20 protein-coding genes (1 of these 20 cut by a window edge) are annotated in these 22,899 nt (G+C 42.2%); 5 read left to right on the top strand and 15 right to left on the bottom strand.

The genetic code is table 11. The features are described 5' to 3' along the window. The gene (locus EDC44_RS06645; RefSeq protein WP_131976625.1) at nucleotides 1-447 is read left to right on the top strand and encodes a DUF441 domain-containing protein; all 447 of its coding nucleotides are present in this window, start codon (nucleotides 1-3) and stop codon (nucleotides 445-447) included. A gap of 25 nt (nucleotides 448-472) precedes the next feature. Next, nucleotides 473-4,369, top strand: a complete 3,897-nt coding sequence (hrpA, locus tag EDC44_RS06640; protein ID WP_131976623.1) for an ATP-dependent RNA helicase HrpA — start codon at nucleotides 473-475, stop codon at nucleotides 4,367-4,369. Between the two features lie 35 nt (nucleotides 4,370-4,404). Here the strand turns inward: hrpA and EDC44_RS06635 are convergent, their stop codons facing one another. Genes EDC44_RS06635 through udk form a run of 3 tightly spaced genes read right to left on the bottom strand, consistent with a single transcriptional unit; the run spans nucleotide 4,405 to nucleotide 6,694 of the window. Further along, nucleotides 4,405-5,445: a hypothetical protein gene (locus EDC44_RS06635; RefSeq protein ID WP_131976621.1), complete on the bottom strand. Its 1,041-nt coding sequence runs from the start codon at nucleotides 5,443-5,445 to the stop codon at nucleotides 4,405-4,407. 9 nt (nucleotides 5,446-5,454) lie between these two features. Further along, nucleotides 5,455-6,039, bottom strand: a complete 585-nt coding sequence (gene dcd, locus EDC44_RS06630; RefSeq protein ID WP_131976619.1) for a dCTP deaminase — start codon at nucleotides 6,037-6,039, stop codon at nucleotides 5,455-5,457. Between the two features lie 10 nt (nucleotides 6,040-6,049). Further along, a complete protein-coding gene (gene udk, locus EDC44_RS06625; RefSeq protein WP_131976617.1) occupies nucleotides 6,050-6,694 on the bottom strand; it encodes a uridine kinase in 645 nt (214 codons plus the stop codon). Nucleotides 6,695-6,845: 151 nt separating this feature from the next. Here udk and EDC44_RS06620 point away from each other — a divergent pair, with 151 nt between their 5' ends. The 3 genes from EDC44_RS06620 (at nucleotide 6,846) to fbpC (ending at nucleotide 11,144) form a co-directional block, all read left to right on the top strand. Beyond that, on the top strand, nucleotides 6,846-7,886 hold the full coding sequence (locus tag EDC44_RS06620) for an ABC transporter substrate-binding protein (RefSeq protein ID WP_131976615.1): 1,041 nt from the start codon (nucleotides 6,846-6,848) through the stop codon (nucleotides 7,884-7,886). A gap of 82 nt (nucleotides 7,887-7,968) precedes the next feature. Then, nucleotides 7,969-10,026 carry an ABC transporter permease gene (locus EDC44_RS06615; protein WP_165870235.1) on the top strand — a complete coding sequence of 686 codons (2,058 nt, stop codon included), beginning with the start codon at nucleotides 7,969-7,971 and terminating at the stop codon, nucleotides 10,024-10,026. Nucleotides 10,027-10,091: 65 nt separating this feature from the next. Continuing rightward, nucleotides 10,092-11,144: a ferric ABC transporter ATP-binding protein gene (gene fbpC / locus EDC44_RS06610; protein ID WP_131976613.1), complete on the top strand. Its 1,053-nt coding sequence runs from the start codon at nucleotides 10,092-10,094 to the stop codon at nucleotides 11,142-11,144. Nucleotides 11,145-11,217: 73 nt separating this feature from the next. Here the strand turns inward: fbpC and bioB are convergent, their stop codons facing one another. The 12 genes from bioB to rsxC form a co-directional block, all read right to left on the bottom strand. Beyond that, nucleotides 11,218-12,234, bottom strand: coding sequence for a biotin synthase BioB (gene bioB, locus EDC44_RS06605; protein WP_424276102.1), 1,017 nt, complete (start codon nucleotides 12,232-12,234; stop codon nucleotides 11,218-11,220). A 25-nt stretch (nucleotides 12,235-12,259) separates the two neighbouring features. Beyond that, on the bottom strand, nucleotides 12,260-12,544 hold the full coding sequence (locus EDC44_RS06600) for a DUF1294 domain-containing protein (RefSeq protein ID WP_131976611.1): 285 nt from the start codon (nucleotides 12,542-12,544) through the stop codon (nucleotides 12,260-12,262). Next, the gene (gene glyA, locus EDC44_RS06595; RefSeq protein ID WP_131976609.1) at nucleotides 12,537-13,799 is read right to left on the bottom strand and encodes a serine hydroxymethyltransferase; all 1,263 of its coding nucleotides are present in this window, start codon (nucleotides 13,797-13,799) and stop codon (nucleotides 12,537-12,539) included. The genes EDC44_RS06600 and glyA overlap by 8 nt, the downstream gene beginning before the upstream one ends. Nucleotides 13,800-14,138: 339 nt before the next feature. Continuing rightward, a complete protein-coding gene (gene purD / locus EDC44_RS06590) occupies nucleotides 14,139-15,425 on the bottom strand; it encodes a phosphoribosylamine--glycine ligase (protein ID WP_131976607.1) in 1,287 nt (428 codons plus the stop codon). Between the two features lie 155 nt (nucleotides 15,426-15,580). Beyond that, nucleotides 15,581-17,182, bottom strand: a complete 1,602-nt coding sequence (purH, locus tag EDC44_RS06585; protein ID WP_131976605.1) for a bifunctional phosphoribosylaminoimidazolecarboxamide formyltransferase/IMP cyclohydrolase — start codon at nucleotides 17,180-17,182, stop codon at nucleotides 15,581-15,583. Between the two features lie 150 nt (nucleotides 17,183-17,332). Beyond that, nucleotides 17,333-18,712, bottom strand: a complete 1,380-nt coding sequence (locus EDC44_RS06580; RefSeq protein ID WP_131976603.1) for a sodium-dependent transporter — start codon at nucleotides 18,710-18,712, stop codon at nucleotides 17,333-17,335. Between the two features lie 8 nt (nucleotides 18,713-18,720). Beyond that, nucleotides 18,721-19,356, bottom strand: a complete 636-nt coding sequence (gene nth, locus EDC44_RS06575) for an endonuclease III (protein ID WP_131976601.1) — start codon at nucleotides 19,354-19,356, stop codon at nucleotides 18,721-18,723. Between the two features lie 5 nt (nucleotides 19,357-19,361). Next, nucleotides 19,362-20,042 carry an electron transport complex subunit E gene (locus tag EDC44_RS06570; RefSeq protein WP_243647916.1) on the bottom strand — a complete coding sequence of 227 codons (681 nt, stop codon included), beginning with the start codon at nucleotides 20,040-20,042 and terminating at the stop codon, nucleotides 19,362-19,364. Nucleotides 20,043-20,095: 53 nt separating this feature from the next. After that, nucleotides 20,096-20,710 carry an electron transport complex subunit RsxG gene (gene rsxG, locus EDC44_RS06565; protein ID WP_131976597.1) on the bottom strand — a complete coding sequence of 205 codons (615 nt, stop codon included), beginning with the start codon at nucleotides 20,708-20,710 and terminating at the stop codon, nucleotides 20,096-20,098. A 12-nt stretch (nucleotides 20,711-20,722) separates the two neighbouring features. Further along, nucleotides 20,723-21,778 carry an electron transport complex subunit RsxD gene (gene rsxD / locus EDC44_RS06560; protein ID WP_131976595.1) on the bottom strand — a complete coding sequence of 352 codons (1,056 nt, stop codon included), beginning with the start codon at nucleotides 21,776-21,778 and terminating at the stop codon, nucleotides 20,723-20,725. Between the two features lie 12 nt (nucleotides 21,779-21,790). After that, complete coding sequence (locus EDC44_RS06555; RefSeq protein WP_131976593.1) at nucleotides 21,791-22,570, bottom strand: hypothetical protein; 780 nt, start codon at nucleotides 22,568-22,570, stop codon at nucleotides 21,791-21,793. 1 nt (nucleotide 22,571) lies between these two features. Further along, nucleotides 22,572-22,899, bottom strand: the 3' portion of a protein-coding gene (gene rsxC / locus EDC44_RS06550; protein WP_131976591.1) for an electron transport complex subunit RsxC. Its footprint extends 1,964 nt past the window's final position; only the last 328 of its 2,292 coding nucleotides appear in the window; its start codon lies beyond the right edge, outside the window — the gene reads right to left on this strand; its stop codon occupies nucleotides 22,572-22,574.

Raw genomic sequence — 22,899 nt, 5'->3', positions numbered from 1 at the left:
ATGTCACTTCAACTTAATTCCATTGCATTATTGCTGGTAGTGCTCATTGTTTTGGGTGTACTCAGCCATAATTCGTCGATCACGATTGCTTCGGCGGCGCTATTGATTATGCAACAAACACCCTTGATGAAATATGTTCCTCTGGCAGAAAAATACGGTCTGAAAATCGGCATTATTATTTTAACGATCGGCGTACTCGCTCCTGTCGTATCAGGTAAAATTCCTATTAATAGTATCGCCCAATTTTTGAATTTAAAAATGCTGTTTGCCATTGCCGTGGGTATTTTAGTCGCTTGGTTGGGGGGGAAAGGCGTGCCTTTGATGAGTGCTCAACCTACATTAGTCACCGGTTTGATTGTCGGCACCATTATCGGTGTTTCATTTTTAGGCGGCATTCCCGTCGGTCCATTGATTGCAGCCGGCATTTTAGCTTTATTTATTAAATAACTCTTTGTAATTGCTCTGAAATAGAATGAAAAATAAATTTACTCTAAAAACACCTTTTACTTCCGAACAAAAGGCATTGATTGCACAGCTTTCCGATGTGATGTTGACGGACAACCGCCGTTTATTTGCCCGTATTAAGGGATTAAGCAATATAAAAAATAACGAATCCCGCAATGCAGTGATAACGGAAATTGAGCTGGATATCCAGCAAGCCAAAGTGCGATTGGAAAATCGGAAAAATTCAATGCCGAAAATCACTTATCCAGATCTACCGGTGTCTGCACGTCGTGATGAAATTTTGAAAACCATTCAGCAACATCAAGTGGTCGTCATTGCAGGGGAAACCGGTTCGGGCAAAACCACGCAGTTGCCGAAAATGTGTTTGGAATTGGGATTAGGCACCAAAGGCTTGATTGGTCATACCCAACCGCGACGCATCGCTGCCCGTTCGGTGGCAACCCGTATTGCGGAAGAATTGCAAACGGAACTGGGTTCTATCGTGGGTTATAAAGTGCGTTTCAGCGATCAAGTGAGTGAAGACAGTCGCATTAAATTAATGACCGACGGGATTTTGCTGGCAGAAATTCAAACAGATCGTTATTTAAATCAATACGATACTATTATTATCGATGAAGCTCACGAACGCAGCCTCAACAATGATTTTATTCTCGGTTATTTGAAACAGCTATTGCCACGTCGTCCTGATTTAAAGGTAATCATTACATCGGCGACTATTGACGTGGAACGCTTTTCCAAGCATTTTAATAACGCCCCGATTATTGAAGTGTCCGGACGGACTTATCCGGTGGAAGTGCGATATCGTCCCATTGTGGAAGACGAAGAACAAGATCAACTGCAAGGCATTTTAAACGCGGTGGATGAATTGCAAGCGGAAGGCCGTGGCGATATTTTGATTTTCCTCAGCGGCGAGCGTGAAATTCGCGACACGGCAGAAGCATTGGAAAAACGAGAGCTAAAATTCACCGAAATCCTACCGCTCTTTGCCCGTTTATCGGCACAAGAGCAGAATCGTATTTTTCAGTCGTCCAATTTAAACCGTATTGTACTGGCAACTAACGTGGCGGAAACATCGCTGACTATTCCGAATATTAAATATGTTATCGACCCCGGCACGGCTCGCATTTCTCGATACAGTTATCGTACTAAAGTGCAACGTTTGCCGATTGAACCGATTTCGCAGGCTTCGGCTAATCAGCGTAAAGGCCGCTGCGGACGGGTGAGCGAAGGCATTTGTATTCGTTTGTATTCGGAAGATGATTTTAACAACCGCCCGGAATTTACCGATCCGGAAATTTTACGTACCAATTTGGCATCGGTGATTTTGCAAATGACCGCATTGGGTTTGGATGATATTGAAGCCTTTCCTTTTGTAGATGCCCCGGATCGTCGCAATATTCAGGATGGTATCAAACTGTTGGAAGAATTAGGCGCATTTGATACCAAGGGGCATAAACGCCTGTCGCAAGACGGTCGCCGTTTGGCACAGTTGCCGGTAGATCCCCGTTTGGCAAAAATGCTGTTAAGTGCGGTAGAACAAGGCTGTTTACACGAAACAATGATTATCGTATCCGCCCTTTCCATTCAGGATCCGCGAGAACGTCCGCAGGAAAAACAGCAGTCTGCCGACGACAAACACCGCCGTTTTGCAGATAAAAAATCCGATTTTTTAGCCTTTTTGAATTTATGGAAATATCTGCAAACTCAGCAAAAAGAACTGGCTAAAAATCAGTTCCGCCGTTTGTGCCAAAAGGATTATTTAAATTATTTGCGGGTGCGTGAATGGCAGGATATTTATCAGCAAATCCGTTTAACCGTGCGGGAAATGGGATTGCCGATTAATTCCACAGAAGCAAAATATGAGCAAATTCATACCGCACTTTTAAGCGGATTACTTTCTCATATCGGACAAAAAGAAGCGGAAAAACAACAATATTTAGGGGCGAGAAACGCACATTTTGCTATTTTCCCCAATTCCGTGTTATTCAAAAAACAGCCGAAATGGGTGATGGCGGGCGAGTTGGTAGAAACCAGCAAGCTGTGGGGGAGAATGGTGGCGGATATTGAAGCGGAATGGATCGAACCGCTGGCGAAACATCTCACTAAAAGCTCTTATTCCGAACCACGCTGGTCGAAATCCCAAGGGGCAGTGATTGCCGATGAAAAAGTGAGTTTATACGGCGTACCGATTGTGGCGAATCGATCGGTAAATTACGGCAGTATCGATCCGACAGTGAGCCGAGAGATCTTTATTCAGTCGGCGTTGGTAGAAGGTAATTGGCATACCAAGCATAAATTTTTCCTGCAAAATCAACAACTCATTAAAGAGATTGAAAATTTAGAGCATAAATCCCGCCGTCGCGATATTTTGGTGGATGATCGTACTTTGTTTGAATTTTACGATCAACGTATCGGCACGGATGTGGTGTCACAAAAGCATTTTGACAGTTGGTGGAAAAAGGCACAAAAACAAGATCCGGAATTGCTGAATTTTGAAAAGAATTTCTTAACTAAAGACAATGCGGGAACGGTAAGCGAACTGGATTTCCCGAATTTCTGGCATCAAGGCAATATGAAACTGAAACTCAGTTATCAGTTTGAACCGGGTACTGAAGCGGATGGCGTGACCGTACATATTCCGTTACCGTTACTCAATCAAGTGGAAATGACAGGCTTCGACTGGCAAATTCCAGGTTTACGCCATGAGTTAATTATTGCTTTAATCAAATCTTTACCAAAGACCTTACGACGAAATTTTGTGCCTGCTCCGAATTACGCCGATGCGTTTTTAGGTCGTGTTACATCCACGGATAAACCACTAACGGAAACATTAAGCCACGAATTTCGCCGAATGACGGGTGTGAGTGTGGATACGGAAAGTTGGAGTTGGGAACAAGTGCCGAGTCATTTGAAAATGACCTTTCGGGTGATTGATGATAAAGGCAGAAAAATTGCCGAAAGCGGAGATTTGGATCTATTGAAATTCCAACTGAAAGATCAAGTACAGGAAAGTATTTCAGCGGTGGCGGATGACGGCATTGAACAAAGCGGTGCTCATATTTGGAATTTTGGCAGCTTACCGCAATTTTACGAACAGAAAAAACGTGGATTTACGGTGAAAGCCTATCCCGCCATTGTGGATGAAAAAGATGCGGTAGGCATTAAGTTATTTGAAACGGAATTTGAGCAGGCGGTGGCAATGCAACAAGGATTACGCCGTTTGTTATTGCTTAATGTGCCGTCGCCGATTAAATATCTGCACGAAAAACTGCCGAATAAATCCAAACTGGGTCTTTATTTCGCTCCGTTCGGCAAGGTGTTGGAATTGATTGACGACTGTATCGCCTGTGCGGTAGATAAGCTGATTGCGGATTTCGGCGGAGTAGTATGGGACGAGCAAGGTTTTGAAAAATTGCGGGATTTTGTGCGTGAAAATCTCAACGATGTGACGATGGATATTGCTCAACAAGTGGAACGAATTTTAACGGCAACTTTTGACATCAACAAACGGTTAAAAGGCAAAATGGATTTCACAATGGCGTTCGCCTTGTCGGATATCAAAACGCAAATCAGCGGATTGATTTATCCCGGCTTTGCGGAAAAAACTGGCTACGCTCGCCTGCCGGATTTACACCGTTACATTAACGCCATCGACAAACGTATTGATAAACTGGCACAGGATGTCAATCGTGATCGGGCATCAATGTTACGGGTAGAGCAGGTCACCCAAGCCTATCAACAACTATTGGCAAAATTGCCGAAATCTAAACCGCACTCTGACGATGTGAAGGAAATCCGTTATATGATCGAAGAACTGAGGGTGAGTTTATTTGCCCAACAACTGGGCACAAAATACCCGATTTCCGATAAACGAGTGATGAATTGTATTGGGAGTGTGAAGTAGTATATTGGGTCGGCAAATACCGATCCAAATTTTTCTTATTTTAACCTCTCTTTCAACATCTTTTTCAATCCATCACGAAAATCTTTGGTGATTTCGATTTTATACTGCGGTGAACGGCAGTCACCGTAGAAACGGAGCGGGAGTGTGATTTTGGCGTATTTAGGATCTTTGGTTTGCAGGTTGATGATAAAATTACACTGCATGGAATCAAGATCCATTTCTCCTTCGCCTGATCCCACCAGATCTTTGGTTATGATTCGGCTTTTTTGCACGTTAATTTTTTTATCGGTAAAGGTAAATTCGCTGTCCATTAAATCAAATTTAGTATTGATATTTTTTTGTGCCAATTCGTCTTTTTGATAATTAATCGGTAGGCGCTGAGCGACGATTTCTAATAAATTCAGGTTGTTCATCACGCCGTCTTTGGTTTGAATATTAATTCGCCCTAAATAATGATTTTGTCGGCGTTCGATATCAGCCTTAAAATTGCTGATACCATCAATCATTGTGGGCGCGCTTAAAATGGCTTGAATTAAATTGGTCGGAATATTTTGCCCGCTAATTTGTGTAGTTTGATTATTTTGTGTGATTTTAAGTTCACCGTTATTTTTTTCTTTGATTTGAAAAATAAAATTCTTTTTGGTGAGCTCGCCGTTTAAATCAAATCGAGTTGATTGATTGATTTGAGTTTGTTCGGTTTCAATTTGATAATGTGATTTAGATTGTTGTGTCAAAGCGATTTTCGCCAGGCTGATCTTGTATGAGCGGTTGTTGAATCTAAAAATTATTTTATTTTCTACCGCACTTACTTTAGGATTCGGAGTGGTTTCAATGCGGATACCTGAAAATTCTGCGTTGATATTTTCCAATTCGATATTGCCGATTTTATAATTGATATTGTTCAGGCGTAATTTTTGTGACAAAAAATCGGATTCGATATTTTCAGCCGCTAAAGTAATACCTTGTTGACGGGCAAAATCAATCACTTTAGTTTCTAAGGTAGATTTTAAATAATACAAAAAACCCGCTGTTGCAACGAGCAAAATCCCAATAACAAGAGCGAGCTTTTTCCACATAATCAAATCCTATTTATCTTCATTAATACGGCTTGCTACCGCACTTTGCTGGTTTTTGTATTTGGCATCTTGGCGGCGGTTGTATGGGCGTGCAGCTTCACCGCTGAGCACTTCAAAACTTAATGCGCCGATGACCATATTCGGGCGTAGTGCCAACGGCAATTTGCCGGAATTGTAAAATTCCAACACGATTTTACCTTCCCAACCCGGATCGATACGATGAGCGGTAACGTGCACCATTAATCCCAAGCGAGCCAATGATGAACGACCGTCTAACCAACCGATGATATTGGCAGGCAGTTTAACGGATTCCAAGGTTGTTGCCAACGCTAACGCACCGGGGTGCAGGAAAAAGGCTTCATCATCAGGGATCACGATTTCATCACTCATCACGGATTCCAATTGTGCGGTCACTTCTTCTTTCGGCCCGCTTAAATCAATGTAAGGTGCGGAGTGTTCGCGGAATACGCGGAAAGAATTGCCCAAGCGTACATCAATGGTAGCGCCATTGATTTTATCATTGCTTGGTCGAGGTTCAATGGCAATTTTGCCGTCATCTAAATAACGTTCAATATCGGTATCGCATAATCTCATTTTTTTATCCTTATTTTTTGCCTAGCAAATGCATAATTTGTGCTTTCAACATATTGATTGCCGTACGGTTTTTACCACCGCGCGGAATGATAATATCGGCATATTGCTTAGACGGTTCAATAAATTGTAAAAACATCGGACGTACCGTGGCACGATATTGTTCCACGACGGATTCCATTGAACGCCCGCGTTCTTGCATATCCCGCTGTAAACGGCGGATAAAGCAAATATCCAACGGCGTATCTACAAACACGGAAATATTGACTTCATTACGCACGCGTTCGTCGGTGAGCAATAAAATACCTTCTAAAATAATAATTTTCCGCGGTTCAAAATGCTGATATTTGCCGGTGCGGGTATGCGTGACATAATCATACACGGGAATATCCACCGCCCGATCTTTTTTCAATGCCCGCAGATGTTCGATCAATAAATCTCTGTCCATTGAATTCGGATGATCGTAATTGGTTTTGATACGTTCTTCAAAGGCTAAATGCGTTTGGTCTTTATAATAACTGTCTTCGGGAATAATGCCGATTTCTTTGCAGCCGAGCTCTTCGCACAGTTCTTTATATACGGTGGAGGCAATCAGACTTTTACCTGATGCGGAAGCGCCGGCAATGGCAATAATAATGCAAGCGGGCTGATTTAACATATAACCTCTAAATAATTGATAAAGTTGTTAGATTATAAATAAAAATTGAACATTTAGCAGTAATTAAATAGTTTTTGTGAGCTAACTCACAGAAATTTTTTATGTATCGCCATAAAATAATACCGTTTTTTAATGGACAAGGAGTATTTTAATGAAGCGTTCAAGCATTTCTTTTGCAATTTCGACCGCTCTTTTAGGCGGTTTACTATTTACAGCACAGTCGGTGGAAGCCAAAGGGCGGTTGGTTGTATATTGTAGTGCCACGAATATTCTGTGTGAAACGGTAACTCAAGCTTTTGGTGAGAAATATGATGTAAAAACATCTTTTATTCGTAATGGATCCGGTAGCACTTTCGCAAAAATCGAAGCGGAAAAAAATAACCCTCAAGCGGATGTATGGCATGGCGGCACATTGGATCCGCAATCTCAAGCAGGTGAATTAGGATTATTACAACCGTATCGCTCGCCAAATGTTGATCAAATCGTCGAACGTTTCCAAGATCCGGCAAAAATGAAAGGCAATTATAGTTCTGCCGTATATATGGGAATTTTAGGATTTGGGGTGAATACGGAACGTTTGAAAAAACTCGGTATTACTGAAATGCCAAAATGCTGGAAAGACTTAACGGATCCGCGTCTGAAAGGTGAGATCCAAATAGCTGATCCGCAAAGTTCCGGTACGGCTTATACGGCTATTGCCACCTTTACCCAATTGTGGGGGGAAGATGAAGCTTTCAATTATTTCAAAGCATTACATCCGAATATTTCGCAATATACAAAATCGGGCGTTACACCGTCCCGCAATACCGCTCGCGGTGAAGCGGCAGTCGGTATCGGTTTCTTACACGATTACGCACTTGAAAAACAAAACGGTGCACCATTGGAAATGATAGTACCCTGCGAAGGTACTGGTTATGAATTAGGCGGCGTGAGTATTCTGAAAGGTGCTCGCAACTTAGATAATGCAAAATTATTTGTGGATTTTGTGCTATCTAAAGAAGGCCAGGAATTAGCATGGAAAAAAGGCGAATCTTTACAGACTTTAATCAATAAAACTGCTGAACAATCGCCGGTGGCATTCGACCCGAGCAAACTTAATTTAATCAACTACGATTTTGAAAAATACGGTGCGGCAGATGAACGTAAGCGTTTGATCAATAAATGGGTTGATGAGGTCAAATTGGCGAAATAAACTTTTTTAAGCAAGTGCGGTACATTTTAAGAAAATTTTTAAAACGACCGCACTTTTATTATTTTATTTACTGCGAGGTAGTATGAATTCCGCAAAAAATTCTCTATTTCAGTCAACAAATTTTTGGATCTTGTTGGCTTTTTTAGCCTTCTTGGTTTTGCCCTCTATGGCACTGGATTACGGATTATTAGAGTCCACGGCCGATGAATTTTGGGAGGCGATGGGATGGTCGTCAGCCAATATAACTTGGCTATGGTTTGCTTTATTGGCATTATTTTGGTTTATTCCGCTCGGCAAATTTTCTACGGAAAAACAAGCTAAACTTGAATTGGCACTGATTGCTTTTATTGCGGTATTTTCTTTTGTTACCGCCACGATTTATAAAGTGAGTATGGGCTATTCGGTGATTATTTTAATCACTAGTTTGAGCGCGCTTGCCACACTTTCTTTGGCAAAACTGAAGGTGATGCAAGGGGATAAATTTATTATTGCTTCATTGTTGGCAATTATTTTATTGATCTTTTTCTTTATCGTGTATCCGACTCTGGCCATTTTTGTATCAATGTTTTATGACGGCGATACTTTTTCACCGGAGCAAGTTTGGCGAATTTTAAATCAAAACTATATTGTTCGGGTTATTTCCAATTCTTTATTGCTTTCCGGTTTTGTGGGATTGGTTTCAACCTTTTTTGGTTTGGCTTTTGCGCTTTATACCACTCGCATAGCCAAACGCACGGCATTTATCGGTAAAATTTTCTCGATTTTGCCTATCGTAACACCGCCGTTTGTAGTGGGACTTGGCGTAACATTGATGTTAGGACGTTCCGGTTATGTCACGGAATTTTTAGATACTTATTTCGGCTTTAAAGAGCATAACTGGTTATACGGTTTTAACGGTATTGCCATTGCACAGATTTTGGCATTCGCCCCCATTTCTTTTATGATTTTAGACGGTGCATTGAAATCCATTCATCCGTCCATTGAAGAAGCCTCTTACACACTGCGGGCGAATCGTTATCAAACTTTCTATAACATTATTTTCCCGTTGTTGCGTCCTGCATTGGCAAATTCATTCTTGATCGTGTTTATCCAATCTTTGGCCGATTTCAGTAATCCGTTGGTATTGGGTGGTAGTTTTGACGTGATTGCTACGCAAATCTATTTCTATATCGCCGGTTCGCAACTGGATTATGCTTCTGCCAGTACATTGGGTTCTATGTTATTGATTTTCTCTTTATTGGTTTTCGTCGTGCAATATATGTGGATTGGCAACCGATCTTATGTCACGGTTTCCGGTAAATCCTATCGCGGTGACGTGCAAGATCTGCCGGGCGGATTAAAATCAGCGATTATTGCCTTGCTCGGTTTCTGGGTATTATTCAATTTGGTGTTATACGGCAGTATTTTCTATGGCAGCTTTACCGTGAACTGGGGCGTGGATTACACCTTTACTTTAAATAACTACCAAATGCTGTTCGGACAAGGTTTAAGCGACGGGGCTTGGCCGTCATTGATCAACACCATGATTTATGCAGGAATTGCCGCACCATTGACCGCACTTTTCGGCTTATTGATTGCGTATATTGTGGTGCGTAAAGATTTTCAGGGTAAAAAAACTTTGGAATTTTTAACCATGTTGTGCTTTGCCGTGCCGGGAACCGTTGCCGGGGTGTCTTATATTCTCGCTTTTAACGATGCTCCGATGTATATCACTGGCACAGGAATTATCATCATTATTTCTATGGTCATGCGTGATTTGCCGATTGGGATGCGTGCCGCCATCGCGGGGCTGGGACAGTTGGACAAATCTTTGGACGAAGCTTCTTTATCTCTTAAAGGCAGCTCTTTTAAAACCATTTGGTTTATCGTCTTTCCATTGTTGAAACCGGCATTATTATCCGCGTTGGTCACCAGTTTCGTGCGTGCGATGACCACGGTGAGTGCGATTATCTTCTTAGTTACCGCCGATACCCGCGTTGCCACCGCCTATATTTTAAACCGTGTAGAAGACGGCGAATATGGTGTAGCCATTGCTTACGGTTCAATTTTAATCGTAGTGATGATGAGTATTATTTTATTATTCGACTGGTTGGTGGGCGATACCCGTATCTCTCGTTCCAAAGCGAAAAAAATGAACTGATCCGTAGGGGGCATTTATTGTCCACCGAAAGTAGGCACAGAATATTTGAATTAAGGTAAATAAATATGTCTCAAAACGATAATTTCTTAGTATTAAAAAATATCACTAAAGCTTTTAGTAAATCCGTGGTGATTGACGATTTGGATTTAGTGATTAAACGTGGCACCATGGTGACATTGCTAGGCCCGTCCGGTTGCGGTAAAACCACCGTATTGCGTTTGGTGGCAGGTCTGGAGAACCCGACTTCCGGTCAAATTTTTATTGACGGTGAAGATGTGACGAAATCGGCGATTCAACATCGCGATATTTGTATTGTTTTCCAATCTTATGCGTTGTTCCCGCATATGAGCATTGGTGATAATGTGGGCTATGGTTTGAAAATGCAGGGTGTGGGCAAAGAAGAACGCCAACAACGAGTAAAAGAGGCTTTGGAGTTGGTGGATTTGGGCGGATTTGAAGATCGCTTTGTGGATCAAATTTCCGGTGGTCAACAACAACGGGTGGCATTGGCTCGCGCCTTGGTGTTGAAACCGAAAGTGTTACTGTTTGATGAACCTTTGAGTAACTTGGATGCCAACTTACGCCGTTCAATGCGGGAAAAAATCCGCGAATTACAACAGCGTTTGGGTATTACATCTCTTTATGTGACCCACGATCAAACGGAAGCGTTTGCGGTATCCGATGAAGTGATAGTGATGAACAAAGGCAGAATCATGCAAAAAGCTCCGGCGAAAACGTTGTATCAACAACCTAATTCATTGTTTTTAGCCAACTTTATGGGCGAATCCAGTATTTTCCCTGCAATTTTGCAACAAAATAAAGTGAACGTAAACGGTTATGAATTTTCTTTAGAAAATGCACCGCACTTTAATATTGTCGACGGTGAATGTATGGTCGGTGTGCGACCGGAAGCCGTTACACTTAAAACCGAAGGCGGTGAAGCTCAACGCTGCACAATTAAAAGTGCGGTGTATATGGGCAATCATTGGGAAATTGTTGCCGAATGGCACGGACAAGAATTATTGGTCAACAGCCGCCCGGAGCAGTTTAACGGTGATTTAAAACAAGCCTATGTGCATTTTTCTGAACAGGGTGTATTTTTATTAAATAGGGAGTAATTCCGGTGTAAAAAAGTGCGGTGAAAAATAAAAATTTTTTCACCGCACTTTAGGTATTTACAGCCTGTTGAATTTAATTACGATCCAACGGATAACGATTTTCCGCAGTTTCAGGTTCTAAATCTAATTTAGCCATTAACAGCTGATCGCCGTCTTCTTCAGGGTTTTCCGTAATCAATAATTTATCACCGTAGAAAATGGAATTTGCCCCTGCCATAAAGCACATAGCCTGCATTTCTTCCGACATGCCTTGACGACCGGCAGATAAACGCACATAGCTTTTCGGCATTGTAATACGGGCAACGGCAATAGTACGAACAAACTCCGTCCAATCTAATTTTTCCGCATCAAACAGAGGAGTACCTTCCACTTGCACTAACTGATTAATCGGCACCGATTCCGGTTGAGGATCTAAGTTGGCAAGGCTGGCAATTAAACCCGCACGCTCTTTGCGGGTTTCATTCATACCAATAATTCCACCACAGCAGACTTTTAAACCGGCATTACGTACTTTACCTAATGTATTGATACGATCATCAAAACGGCGGGTACCGATAATTTCACTATAATGTTCCGGTGCCGTATCAAGATTGTGATTATAATAATCTAGTCCTGCTTCTTTCAGATCTTCTGCCATACCGTCTTGCAATAAACCGAAAGTTCCGCAAGTTTCCAAGCCCAAAGATTTAACGGCTTTAATAATTTCCGTCACTTTTTCCATATCTTTCGGTTTCGGTCCACGCCAAGCGGCTCCCATACAAAAACGGTTGGCACCGCGGGATTTAGCAATTTTGGCTTTTTCCACGATTTCGTTAACGTCTAATAACTGTTGATTTTGCACTCCCGTTTGATAACGGGCAGACTGCGGACAGTAACTGCAATCCTCCGGGCAACCGCCGGTTTTGATGGACATTAGGGTGGAAAGTTGAATTGCTTTCGGATTGAAATGTTCGCGGTGAATTTGTGCCGCTTTGTAGATTAAGTCAAGAAACGGGGTTTCAAATAATGCTTCGACTTTGCATACCGACCAATATTCCAGTGACGGATGCGGTGTTAGGGATGAAATTGTAACAGGTTGAGCGTTAATCATAATCATATCCTTAAGAAATTTACGGTTAATATGTGACCCAATATAGTGAAAATGGCAAAAAAATCAACCAAAATAAAGCACTTATAATGACAACCAATTTAAAACTGCGGTGCAATGTTTTATGCCTAAAATGTTGCATAGTGAGATGTAATCCAATAAAACCGCCCATAAAACTCAATAAGAAAAACACGTTTTCTGCGGTACGTTGAGCTTTCTTTTTAGCTTGTTGTTTATCCCGATACATTAAAAAATAAGCGGCGATATTCACCGCCGCCAGATAAATGATAAATATTGTGTAGAAATTAAGCATAAACCGGTAAACGTTTGCAGATATCAAGTACTTTTTGTTTGGTTGCTTCGATTACCGCTTCGTGATTATCTTTACCGATACTGTCGATAACATCACACATCCAGCCTGCAAGTGCCGTTACATCAGCTTCATTGAAGCCGCGACGGGTTACAGATGGCGTACCAACACGGATACCGGAAGTCACAAACGGTTTTTGCGGATCGTTTGGTACGGAGTTTTTGTTTACGGTGATGTTTGCCGCACCTAATGCGGCATCCACTGCTTTACCGGTTAAACCTTGTTTGATGAAGCTTACAAGGAATAAGTGGTTTTCAGTGCCGTTAGAAACCACATCAAAACCGCGTTGTTTAAACACTTCAACCATCGCTTGTGCGTTTTTCAATACTTGAGCTTGATAAGCTTTAAATTCCGGTTCCATGGCTTCTTTGAAACATACCGCTTTTGCCGCGATCACGTGCATTAATGGACCACCTTGACCGGCCGGGAATACCGCACTTTGTAATTTTTTGTACATATCTTCATCGCCGGATGCGGATAAGATCAAACCGCCGCGCGGACCTGCTAAGGTTTTGTGAGTTGTGGTTGTCACGATATGTGCGTGTGGAACCGGATTAGGATAGATACCTGCAGCAATAAGGCCTGCAACGTGTGCCATATCAACGAATAAGTAAGCACCCACTTCATCAGCGATTTCACGCATTTTTGCCCAATCGACCACTTGTGAGTAAGCAGAGAAACCGGCAACTAACATTTTTGGTTTGACTTCAAGAGCCTGTTGACGTAACGCATCATAATCGATTAAACCTTCGGCGGTAATACCGTATTGTGCCGCTTTATAGATTTTACCGGAGAAGCTCACTGAAGCACCGTGGGTTAAGTGACCGCCGTGTGCCAGGCTCATGCCTAAAATAGTGTCGCCCGGCTCAAGTAACGCCATATAAACTGCTGCATTAGCTTGTGACCCTGAGTGAGGTTGCACGTTAGCATAGTCTGCACCGAATAATTCTTTTGCACGGTCAATTGCTAATTGTTCAACGATATCCACGTATTCACAACCGCCGTAGTAACGTTTACCCGGATAACCTTCCGCATATTTATTGGTTAATTGTGAACCTTGAGCCTGCATCACCCGAGGGCTGGCATAGTTTTCGGAGGCGATTAATTCAATATGTTCCTCTTGGCGGCGATCTTCATTTTGGATTGCTTCCCATAATTCGGAATCGTAGTCAGCGATGTTCATATTTCTTTTTAACATTGATGTAGTCCTTCTTGAGTGGAGTGAATTGACGTTGTTATTCTAAAGGGTTTGAATCTTTTTATACACACTTTTTTTGTAAAAAATTAACTCATAATTTTAATTTTTAAAATGAATAAAATTCATAGTCAGTAAATCAACATGATTCGATTGATAATGCATCAGGTTTAAGTTAACACTGTCTGGGCTTTTATTCCATATTCTTTGTTTATGACTTTCATTCACAGCAATAAATAATGAAAAAACATCAAAAGTGCGGTGAAAATTTGTTGAGTTTTCATGAATGTTAAGTTTGAATGAAAATAAAAATGGTGGATAAAATACCCACCATCAAACGTATTACGCTTTTTCTCTCGCCACTGCACGATAACCGATATCGCGACGATAGAAACGCCCTGTCCATTGAATTTTTTCGGCTAATTCAAGGGCTTGCTGTTGTGCAGCATACACACTGTTACCCAACGCCGTGGCACATAATACACGACCGCCGTTAGTGAGCAGTTTGCCGTCTTTTAATTCTACACCCGCTAAGAAAACTTTTTGATTTTCTACCGCACTTTGCGGGATTCCGCTGATTTCATCACCTTTGCGATAATCGCCTGGATAACCTTCGGCTGCAAGCACAATACCAAGTGCTGCTTGTTCACACCATTGCGATGTCATAGTGTCCAATTTTCCATCAATGGCAGCCAAACAAAGTTCCACTAAGTCGGACTGCAAACGCATCATAATCGGTTGTGTTTCAGGATCACCGAAACGACAGTTGAACTCAATTACTTTCGGTTGACCGTTTTTATCAATCATCAACCCGGCATATAAAAAACCGGTATAAATATTATTTTCTGCTGCCATGCCACGTACAGTCGGATAGATAATTTGTTCCATTATTCGGTGGTGAATTTCTTTTGTCACGACGGGAGCAGGAGAATAGGCCCCCATACCGCCCGTATTTAAGCCTGTATCATTTTCACCCACGCGTTTGTGGTCTTGGCTGGTTGCCATTGGCTCTACATTTTTGCCATCCACCATGACGATGAAACTGGCTTCTTCGCCCTCTAAAAATTCTTCGATCACCACTCGACTGCCTGCTTCGCCGAAGGCGTTGCCGGAAAGCATATCACGTACGGCCGCTTCCGCTTCTTCGAGTGTCATTGCGACGATCACGCCTTTACCCGCGGCTAAGCCGTCTGCTTTGATGACAATCGGTGCACCTTTTTTTTGTAAATAAGCAAGAGCGGGAGCGACTTCAGTAAAGTTTTTGTATTCGGCCGTCGGAATATTGTGGCGAGCCAAGAAATCTTTGGTAAAGGCTTTAGAGCCTTCTAATTGTGCTGCCGCTTGGGTTGGACCGAAAATTTTAAGACCTGCCGCACGGAAAGCATCTACCACGCCGATAACCAGAGGTGCTTCAGGACCGACGATAGTTAAACCGATATTGTTATCCTGTGCAAATTTAACCAATGCAGGGATATCGGTAGCCGAGATAGCGACGTTTTCAATACCTTTTTCCTGTGCAGTGCCGGCATTACCCGGTGCAACGAAGACTTTGTTTGCCAACGGGGATTGTTTCACTTTCCAGGCAAGGGCATGTTCACGACCGCCGTTTCCGATGATAAGAATGTTCATTTTTTGTACCTATTTGTAGGGGCGAAATATTTTTCGCCCTGCGTTGTAATTGAAATCCGGTTTCGCCGATGGCGACTTTCTTTTCTTTGTTTTGCCAAAGAAAAAGTAAGGTCGCCAACGGCGAAAGCCTGCCGCAGGCGATCCAAAATCACAGATTAATGACGGAAATGACGCATTTTCGTTAATACCATCACCATATTATGCTCATCCGCCGCATCGATCACTTCCTGATCCCGCATTGAGCCGCCCGGGTGAATAACGCACTCAATGCCGACGGCTGCCGCCGCATCAATACCGTCACGGAATGGGAAGAACGCATCGGATGCCATCACACAACCTTTTACTTCCAGACCTTCGTCCTGTGCTTTAATCCCTGCAATTTTTGCTGAATACACACGGCTCATTTGCCCGGCACCGATACCGATAGTTTGATTATCTTTTGCATACACGATGGCATTGGATTTCACAAATTTCGCTACTTTCCAGCAGAATAACAAATCTTGCAATTCTTTTTCCGTCGGCTTACGTTTGCTCACCACTTCCAAATCATCAAGGCTAACCATACCAAGATCGGCATCTTGCACCAACAGACCGCCGTTCACCCGCTTCACATCCAAACGAGGCTCAGCGTTGTGCCATTCGCCACATTCAAGCACGCGTACATTTTTCTTTTTACTGGTGATTTCAAGGGCTTCTTTAGAAACTTTCGGGGCAATAATCACTTCCACGAATTGACGATCTACGATTTCTTTAGCCGTTTTCGCATCCAGTTCACGGTTGAATGCGATAATGCCGCCGAAGGCAGAAGTCGGATCGGTTTGATAAGCTCGGTTGTAGGCTTCTAAAATATTACCGCCTAACGCCACGCCACAAGGATTCGCATGCTTTACAATCACACAAGCCGGCTCGTCAAAGGATTTCACGCATTCCAACGCCGCATCCGTATCTGCAATATTATTGTAAGAAAGGGCTTTACCTTGCAATTGTTGAGCGGTGGAAACAGAGGCTTCTTTCACTTCGGTTTCTACATAAAATGCTGCATTTTGATGACTGTTTTCGCCATAACGCATCGTTTGTTTACGCACGAAATTTAAGTTTAAAGTACGTGGGAATTGACCGCACTTCGCTTCTTTGTCTTCTTCGTCCGCAGTAAAATACGGTTTTACCAATTTGCCGAAATAGTTAGCGATCATGGAATCATATTGTGCCGTATGTTCAAAGGCTTTAATGGCTAAATCAAAACGGGTTTCTAAAGTTAAGCTATTTTTATTGTTATCCATTTCCGCAAGGATTGCGTTAAAATCGTGATTATTCACTACAATCGCCACATCTTTATGGTTTTTCGCCGCAGAACGCACCATTGTCGGGCCACCAATGTCAATATTTTCCACGGCATCTTCAAGCGTGCAATTCGGTTTTGCTACAGTGGCAGCAAACGGATAAAGATTGACAACAACCATATCAATCGGATCAATACCATGTTGTGCCATCACATCGCCGTCTAGCTCACGACGACCTAAAATCCCTCCATGTACTTTCGGGTGAAGGGTTTTTACTCGACCGTCCATCATTTCAGGGAAGCCTGTGTAATCGGATACTTCCGTTACCGGTAAGCCTGAATCCGCTAATAATTTTGCAGTTCCGCCGGTTGATAATAATTTAACACCACGTTGAATAAGAGCTGACGCAAATTCCACGATACCTGTTTTGTCTGAAACGCTTAATAAAGCTTGACGAATAGGGCGATTTGGTTGCATTGAAAATTCCTTTGAAAAATAAATGAATAGAAATTTAGGTGGCACATTATAACGCAAACGGTTGTGTTTATGTAGATTTTATGTTTGAAATTTGTAATAGCGGATAACTTCTGCACCTTAAATCATCAATTTAAGGTGCAGAAAAATAAATTAGATAATGTTAAATACAAAAATTGCGATAATAATCAACGGAACAACGTATTTTACATAGTTGAACCAAATGGTGGTAAACAGGGAATCCGGCGTTAGAGAGAGTTCTTGTTTGGCTTTATCTTTTAATACAAACCCTACAAAAATCGCACAACCCAGTGCGGTCAGCATAAATAAAATATTACCGCTGACAAAATCGAAAGCATCAAAAATGCTTTTGCCAAAGAATGTCGCTTCTTTCCACACATTATCCCCTAAAATTGACGGAATATTGCCTAATGCAAAAATACCGAACAAAGTGACGAAAATTGCTTTACCGCGACGCATTCTGAGTTTTTCCTGTAATGCGGTGATCAATACTTCATAAATGGTCAATGATGTAGTGAGTGCGGCGATTAATAGTAATGAGAAAAATACGATAGCAAAGAATTTGCCTGCCCATAAATGAGAGAACACAATCGGCAGACTTTGGAATACCAAGGTCGGACCAGCATTCGGTTCGATACCGAAACTAAATAATGACGGGAAAATCATAAAGCCTGCCAATACGGCGATAATGGTATTGGTAAAACCGGTAATTACTGCGGTTTGGATCAGATTTTCTTCTTTATTTAAGTAGCTGGATAGGGTAATCAATACGCCGAAACCGAGACTTAAAGCAAAGAAAACTTGACCTAACACGAAGATAAATAATTGCGGTGTGATTTTTGAAAAATCCGGTTTCAAATAGAAGGTAATGCCTTCCATTGCACCGGGTAAAGTAATATTGCGGATCACCATACCGATTAAGAAAATAAACAACAACGGCATTAAATATTTCACCGAACGTTCGATTCCGCCGATAATGCCTTTTGCCAAAATAAAATAGTTAATCAACACGAAAATCAGCGTATAAATAATAATGTTGAAAGGGCTGTTGGTGATATTTTCCGTATAAAAACTTTGTGCAATTTCTTTGGTAATCGGTGTTGAAATATCTAATTTGCCGCTGATGATGCTGATAATATAATCCATCACCCAACCGCCGAGTACCATATAATAAGCCATAATCCCGAAAGCACCGAGCAAGCCCATATAACCCACGATTTTCCAATATTTAGAAATGCCTTTATCGTGCAAACGATCGCCGAAAGCATCAATGGAATTTACCCGCAAACGACGGCCGATTACATTTTCCACTAAAATCATCGGAATGCCGATTAAAATCATTGCAATACAAAATAATAGCACATAAGCTCCGCCGCCGTTTTCCCCCACTAAATAAGGGAATCGCCAAGTAGCGCCGAAGCCGACGGTGGCGCCGGCAACGGTCATTACATAGGTTAAACGGCTTGACCAAGTTTGTCTTTCTTGAGTTTTAGCTTGATTTTTAGTTGACATAATCCTTCCTAAATTTCAGTTTTTTCTTTAAATTCACATAAATCTTCAATAATGCAGGAACCGCAACGGGGTTTGCGGGCAATGCAAGTGTAACGACCGTGCAAAATCAACCAATGATGCACGTCTACCTTAAATTCGGGCGGCACGACTTTATTTAGTTTTTCTTCTACTTTCAGTACATCTTTACCCGGTGCAAAACCGGTGCGATTGGCAACCCGGAAAATATGAGTGTCCACCGCAATGGTGGGGTGTCCGAAGGCGGTGTTTAGCACCACATTAGCGGTTTTTCGTCCTACACCCGCTAAGGCTTCCAAGGCTTCTCGGCTTTCCGGCACTTTGCCTTGATGTTTTTCCACCAAATCCCTACAGGTTTTAATGATATTTTCTGCTTTGCTGTTATAGAGCCCGATGGTTTTAATATATTCCTTTAAACTGTCCACGCCGAGCGCTAAAATTGCCTGTGGCGTATTGGCAACAGGAAACAGTTTATCCGTGGCTTTATTTACTCCTTTATCGGTGGCTTGCGCCGACAATATCACCGCAATCAGCAATTCAAAAGGCGAGTCATATTTCAGCTCCGTGGTCGGGTGGGGGTTGTTATCCCGCAGGCGAGTAAGAATTTCAATACGTTTTTGTTGATTCATTTTTATTAGCTCTGTTTTTTCCACGCATCCATAATATTTTTCACTGCTAAAATCAAACCCAATCCTAAAAACGCGCCGGGTGGCAGGATGGCGAGCAGGAATGTGTTGTCGGCGTGGTAGAATTGGATTTTCAACATGCCTGCCCAGTTACCGAGCAGGTTTTCAATGCCGTCAAATAAAGTGCCTTGACCTAAAATTTCACGTAATGCACCCAGTAAGAATAAGCTGAATGCCATCCCTAATCCCATTGCGAAACCGTCAAAGGCGGAATGAGCAATGCTGTTTTTGGATGCAAAGGCTTCCGCCCGACCGATAACGATACAGTTGGTGACAATCAGCGGAATAAAAATCCCCAAGGCTTGATAGAGCGTATAAGTATAAGCGTTCATCAGCAGTTGTACCACAGTCACGGTAGTGGCGATAATCATCACATAAATAGGAATGCGGATTTCCTGCGGAATATATTTGCGAAACAGGGAAATTACCGTGTTGGTACAAATTAACACGAGCATAGTGGCAAATCCCAATCCCAAGGCATTTGTCGCCGAGCTGGACACCGCCAACAGCGGGCAAAGACCTAATAATTGCACTAAACCGCCGTTGTTTTTCCAAACTCCTTGGATAAATAATTCTTTCCAGATGCTTGGTTGATGGGAAATTGTCGGATTTATTACCGCACTTTCCATTTCATTTTTATCGGCAGAATTGATTGTGTTTTCATTTTCTGACATATTTCATCCTAATTACAGCGGGGAAAATCGTTAATTTGTGCCGGTTTAAACCGATTTAACATTGCCAAGGCAGAACGCTTGGTTTGATTGACCACCGCTCTTGGGGTGATCGTGGCTCCGGCAAATTGATCGAATTTACCGCCGTCTTTTTTTACTGCCCATTCTGGCAAATTATCCGGCGTAATCATTTGATTAGAAAGAGATAAAATCCAATTTGAAATTCGGGTTTCGATTTTATCGCCCAATCCCGGCGTTTCATGATGTTCAATTACCCGCACGCCCAATACTTCGCCTTGCGGCGTTAATCCTACCAATAAACGAATATCGCCGGAATAGCCGTCGGGAGCGGTGGTTTCAAAAGCATAAGCGGTGATTTGCTGATTTTTTTTCGCAATATACAGCTTTTCTATGGTTGAAAGTGCGGTCGGTTTTACGCAGGTTTTCAGCAAGTCGTTATCCGCATATTGAGCGGGAATCACTTCCGCTAATAAGGCTTTTTGATTGTTATCAATGGCTTGCTGAATCGGTGCTTTGGTTAAAAAATACACTCCGCTGGAAATTGCAGTGCAAACTAACGCTACACCGGCAAGCATCAGAGCAAATTTTAAAGTGATTGATTTCATTACGTTTTCCTTCTATCTTGCACGGCCGTAAACACGCGGTCGGGTGTAATGATCGATTAATGGCACGCAAATATTAGCGAGCAGGATCCCAAATGCGACACCGTCCGGATAGTTACCGTGGAAGCGGATCACATATACCAATACGCCCAATAAAATACCGAAAATCACTTTGCCCTTGATGGTGATGGATGCGGTGACCGGATCCGTTGCAATAAAAAACGCACAGAACATCATTGCTCCGCTGAACAAATGCCAAAGCGGATTGGCGGTGTGTTGCGGGTCAATAAACCAAGTAACGGTGGCTAAAACCGCAAAAGTCGCTAAAAATGCCAAAGGAATTTGCCAGTGGATAATTTTTTTCCACACTAGGAACAATCCGCCGAGTAAAAAGGCGAGATTTAACTGCCACCAGCCTAAACCGCCCAGTTGTGGGAAGCCGGTGAAAATCGGTGAGGCGAATACATCGGAAAGTGCGGTGGTTTTTAAGCCGGTTTTGACGGCATCAAGCGGTGTAGCTTGAGTGATACCATCAATATTTGCGGTGAGTTGGCGTAAACCGAAGCCGTCCGTGGTGTTGCCGGCGAACACTAAATGCAACGCATCGTTGAGTGTTAGCGGTTCGTGCAACAGGCTTAATGGCGGTGTCCATGTGGTCATTTGTAACGGAAAAGCAATCAACAGCACCACATAGCCGACCATCGCAGGGTTAAACGGATTTTGTCCCAATCCGCCATAAACGTGTTTGCCAAGCATCACGGCACAAAATGTACCGATTAAAATAATCCAGTAGGGAGCATAAGACGGAATTGCCACCGCTAAAATCAGGGCGGTCACAGTCACGCTGAAATCCGATAGATAAAAGAGCGGTGTCTTTTTACGTAATAATGTTACGCCAAATTCTAACAACCAGGCAAAACTCACAGCCAATAAAATTTGCACAAGCACGCCGAAGCCGAAAAAATATATCTGCACCGCAATCGCCGGTAACATCGCAAATAGCACCCACAACATCACACGGGCAGTCAGTTTGCCGGAATGTGTATGGGGCGAACTGGTCATTTTAAACATTTGTTTTTATTCCTAATTTTTTATGCGGACAAAATGTTGCCCGTTAAATTTATATTGAATTTTTTCATTAGTCGGTTTTCCTGAACCATATCCGTCTTCTGATGGCATAATTACAGGAAAACTCAAAGTTTGAGTTTGTTCATCATAAGTAAAATCAGGATAGCTCACATCATTGTTGATTAATGTAGGATCAAAAGCTACATTAATTTCATTAGTTAATTTGGATGTTTGAATGATATTGGCATACTCTAAACCATTATTGGTAATTTGGTAGAATATAGCTGAAATCATATGATTACGACCGTCACCAATAGAAAGATCGACGGCTAAATAATAGATTTTATCCAGTAATTTTATTGTTGATAATTGATAAGTGAGCGGTCCAATCTCAAATCCATTCGCATGTTCAGTGGTGATAACTACATTATTTTGGTTATCAATATATTGATATATTGCGGAAGCATCGTGCATTGAACCACCGCTTTGCTCATCCCAAGAAAACGTACGTAATTTATTATCATCGGAACGTAAAATATATACACCAGCTTCTCCGGTTTTGATAAATTCACATTGCATTGATTCTGGTGTTTTTAAATAAGCGGATAATGTATCGGTAAATTGTTTGATCGCAATTTCTAATTTGTCATAATCTCTTTCTTCATACTTGCCGTAGCTACCGTATTTTTTCATATTTCCATAGCTATCTGCCAGCCGTATATCAATTTGTTCACAATTTTGAGCGTATAAATTTGCACTAAAAAGTGCAGTAAGAACGAGAAAGAATTTTTTCATTTTATACATCCTTATTTTGTTCTGATGCTTGAGCTGCTTTTTTGGCCTTTGCTCTCGCAATCGCCGCCGCAATTGCCGCTTTTTTCGGATCAACAGATTCTGCTGAATTTTCAACCGCACTTTCAGTTTTTTCAGCAACAGGTTGAGCAACGGCTTGCTGTGCTTCTTTCTTTGCTTTAGCTCTTGCGATCGCCGCCGTAATTGCCGCTTTTTTCGGATCAACAGATTCTGCGGAATTTTCAACCGCACTTTCAGTTTTTTCAGCAACAGGTTGAGCAACGGCTTGCTGTGCTTCTTTCTTTGCTTTAGCTCTTGCGATCGCCGCCGTC

This window comes from Cricetibacter osteomyelitidis, assembly GCF_004340985.1.
GTDB lineage: Bacteria > Pseudomonadota > Gammaproteobacteria > Enterobacterales > Pasteurellaceae > Cricetibacter > Cricetibacter osteomyelitidis.
Note: the sequence above shows the minus strand (reverse complement) of the source record. Positions and strands in the feature narration are given on the sequence as shown.

What these genes read in the sequence shown, in the direction of transcription:
- dcd (WP_131976619.1), bottom strand. Translation starts at nt 6,039, where the DNA reads ATGAGATTATGCGATACCGATATTGAACGTTATTTAGATGACGGCAAA.
- purD (WP_131976607.1), bottom strand. Translation starts at nt 15,425, where the DNA reads ATGAACATTCTTATCATCGGAAACGGCGGTCGTGAACATGCCCTTGCC.
- EDC44_RS06580 (WP_131976603.1), bottom strand. Translation starts at nt 18,712, where the DNA reads ATGTCAACTAAAAATCAAGCTAAAACTCAAGAAAGACAAACTTGGTCA.
- EDC44_RS06645 (WP_131976625.1), top strand. Translation starts at nt 1, where the DNA reads ATGTCACTTCAACTTAATTCCATTGCATTATTGCTGGTAGTGCTCATT.
- EDC44_RS06635 (WP_131976621.1), bottom strand. Translation starts at nt 5,445, where the DNA reads ATGTGGAAAAAGCTCGCTCTTGTTATTGGGATTTTGCTCGTTGCAACA.
- hrpA (WP_131976623.1), top strand. Translation starts at nt 473, where the DNA reads ATGAAAAATAAATTTACTCTAAAAACACCTTTTACTTCCGAACAAAAG.
- EDC44_RS06555 (WP_131976593.1), bottom strand. Translation starts at nt 22,570, where the DNA reads ATGAAAAAATTCTTTCTCGTTCTTACTGCACTTTTTAGTGCAAATTTA.
- EDC44_RS06570 (WP_243647916.1), bottom strand. Translation starts at nt 20,042, where the DNA reads ATGGAAAGTGCGGTAATAAATCCGACAATTTCCCATCAACCAAGCATC.
- EDC44_RS06600 (WP_131976611.1), bottom strand. Translation starts at nt 12,544, where the DNA reads ATGCTTAATTTCTACACAATATTTATCATTTATCTGGCGGCGGTGAAT.
- udk (WP_131976617.1), bottom strand. Translation starts at nt 6,694, where the DNA reads ATGTTAAATCAGCCCGCTTGCATTATTATTGCCATTGCCGGCGCTTCC.
- fbpC (WP_131976613.1), top strand. Translation starts at nt 10,092, where the DNA reads ATGTCTCAAAACGATAATTTCTTAGTATTAAAAAATATCACTAAAGCT.
- EDC44_RS06615 (WP_165870235.1), top strand. Translation starts at nt 7,969, where the DNA reads ATGAATTCCGCAAAAAATTCTCTATTTCAGTCAACAAATTTTTGGATC.
- purH (WP_131976605.1), bottom strand. Translation starts at nt 17,182, where the DNA reads ATGCAACCAAATCGCCCTATTCGTCAAGCTTTATTAAGCGTTTCAGAC.
- rsxD (WP_131976595.1), bottom strand. Translation starts at nt 21,778, where the DNA reads ATGTTTAAAATGACCAGTTCGCCCCATACACATTCCGGCAAACTGACT.
- bioB (WP_424276102.1), bottom strand. Translation starts at nt 12,234, where the DNA reads ATGATTAACGCTCAACCTGTTACAATTTCATCCCTAACACCGCATCCG.
- glyA (WP_131976609.1), bottom strand. Translation starts at nt 13,799, where the DNA reads ATGTTAAAAAGAAATATGAACATCGCTGACTACGATTCCGAATTATGG.
- rsxG (WP_131976597.1), bottom strand. Translation starts at nt 20,710, where the DNA reads ATGAAATCAATCACTTTAAAATTTGCTCTGATGCTTGCCGGTGTAGCG.
- nth (WP_131976601.1), bottom strand. Translation starts at nt 19,356, where the DNA reads ATGAATCAACAAAAACGTATTGAAATTCTTACTCGCCTGCGGGATAAC.
- EDC44_RS06620 (WP_131976615.1), top strand. Translation starts at nt 6,846, where the DNA reads ATGAAGCGTTCAAGCATTTCTTTTGCAATTTCGACCGCTCTTTTAGGC.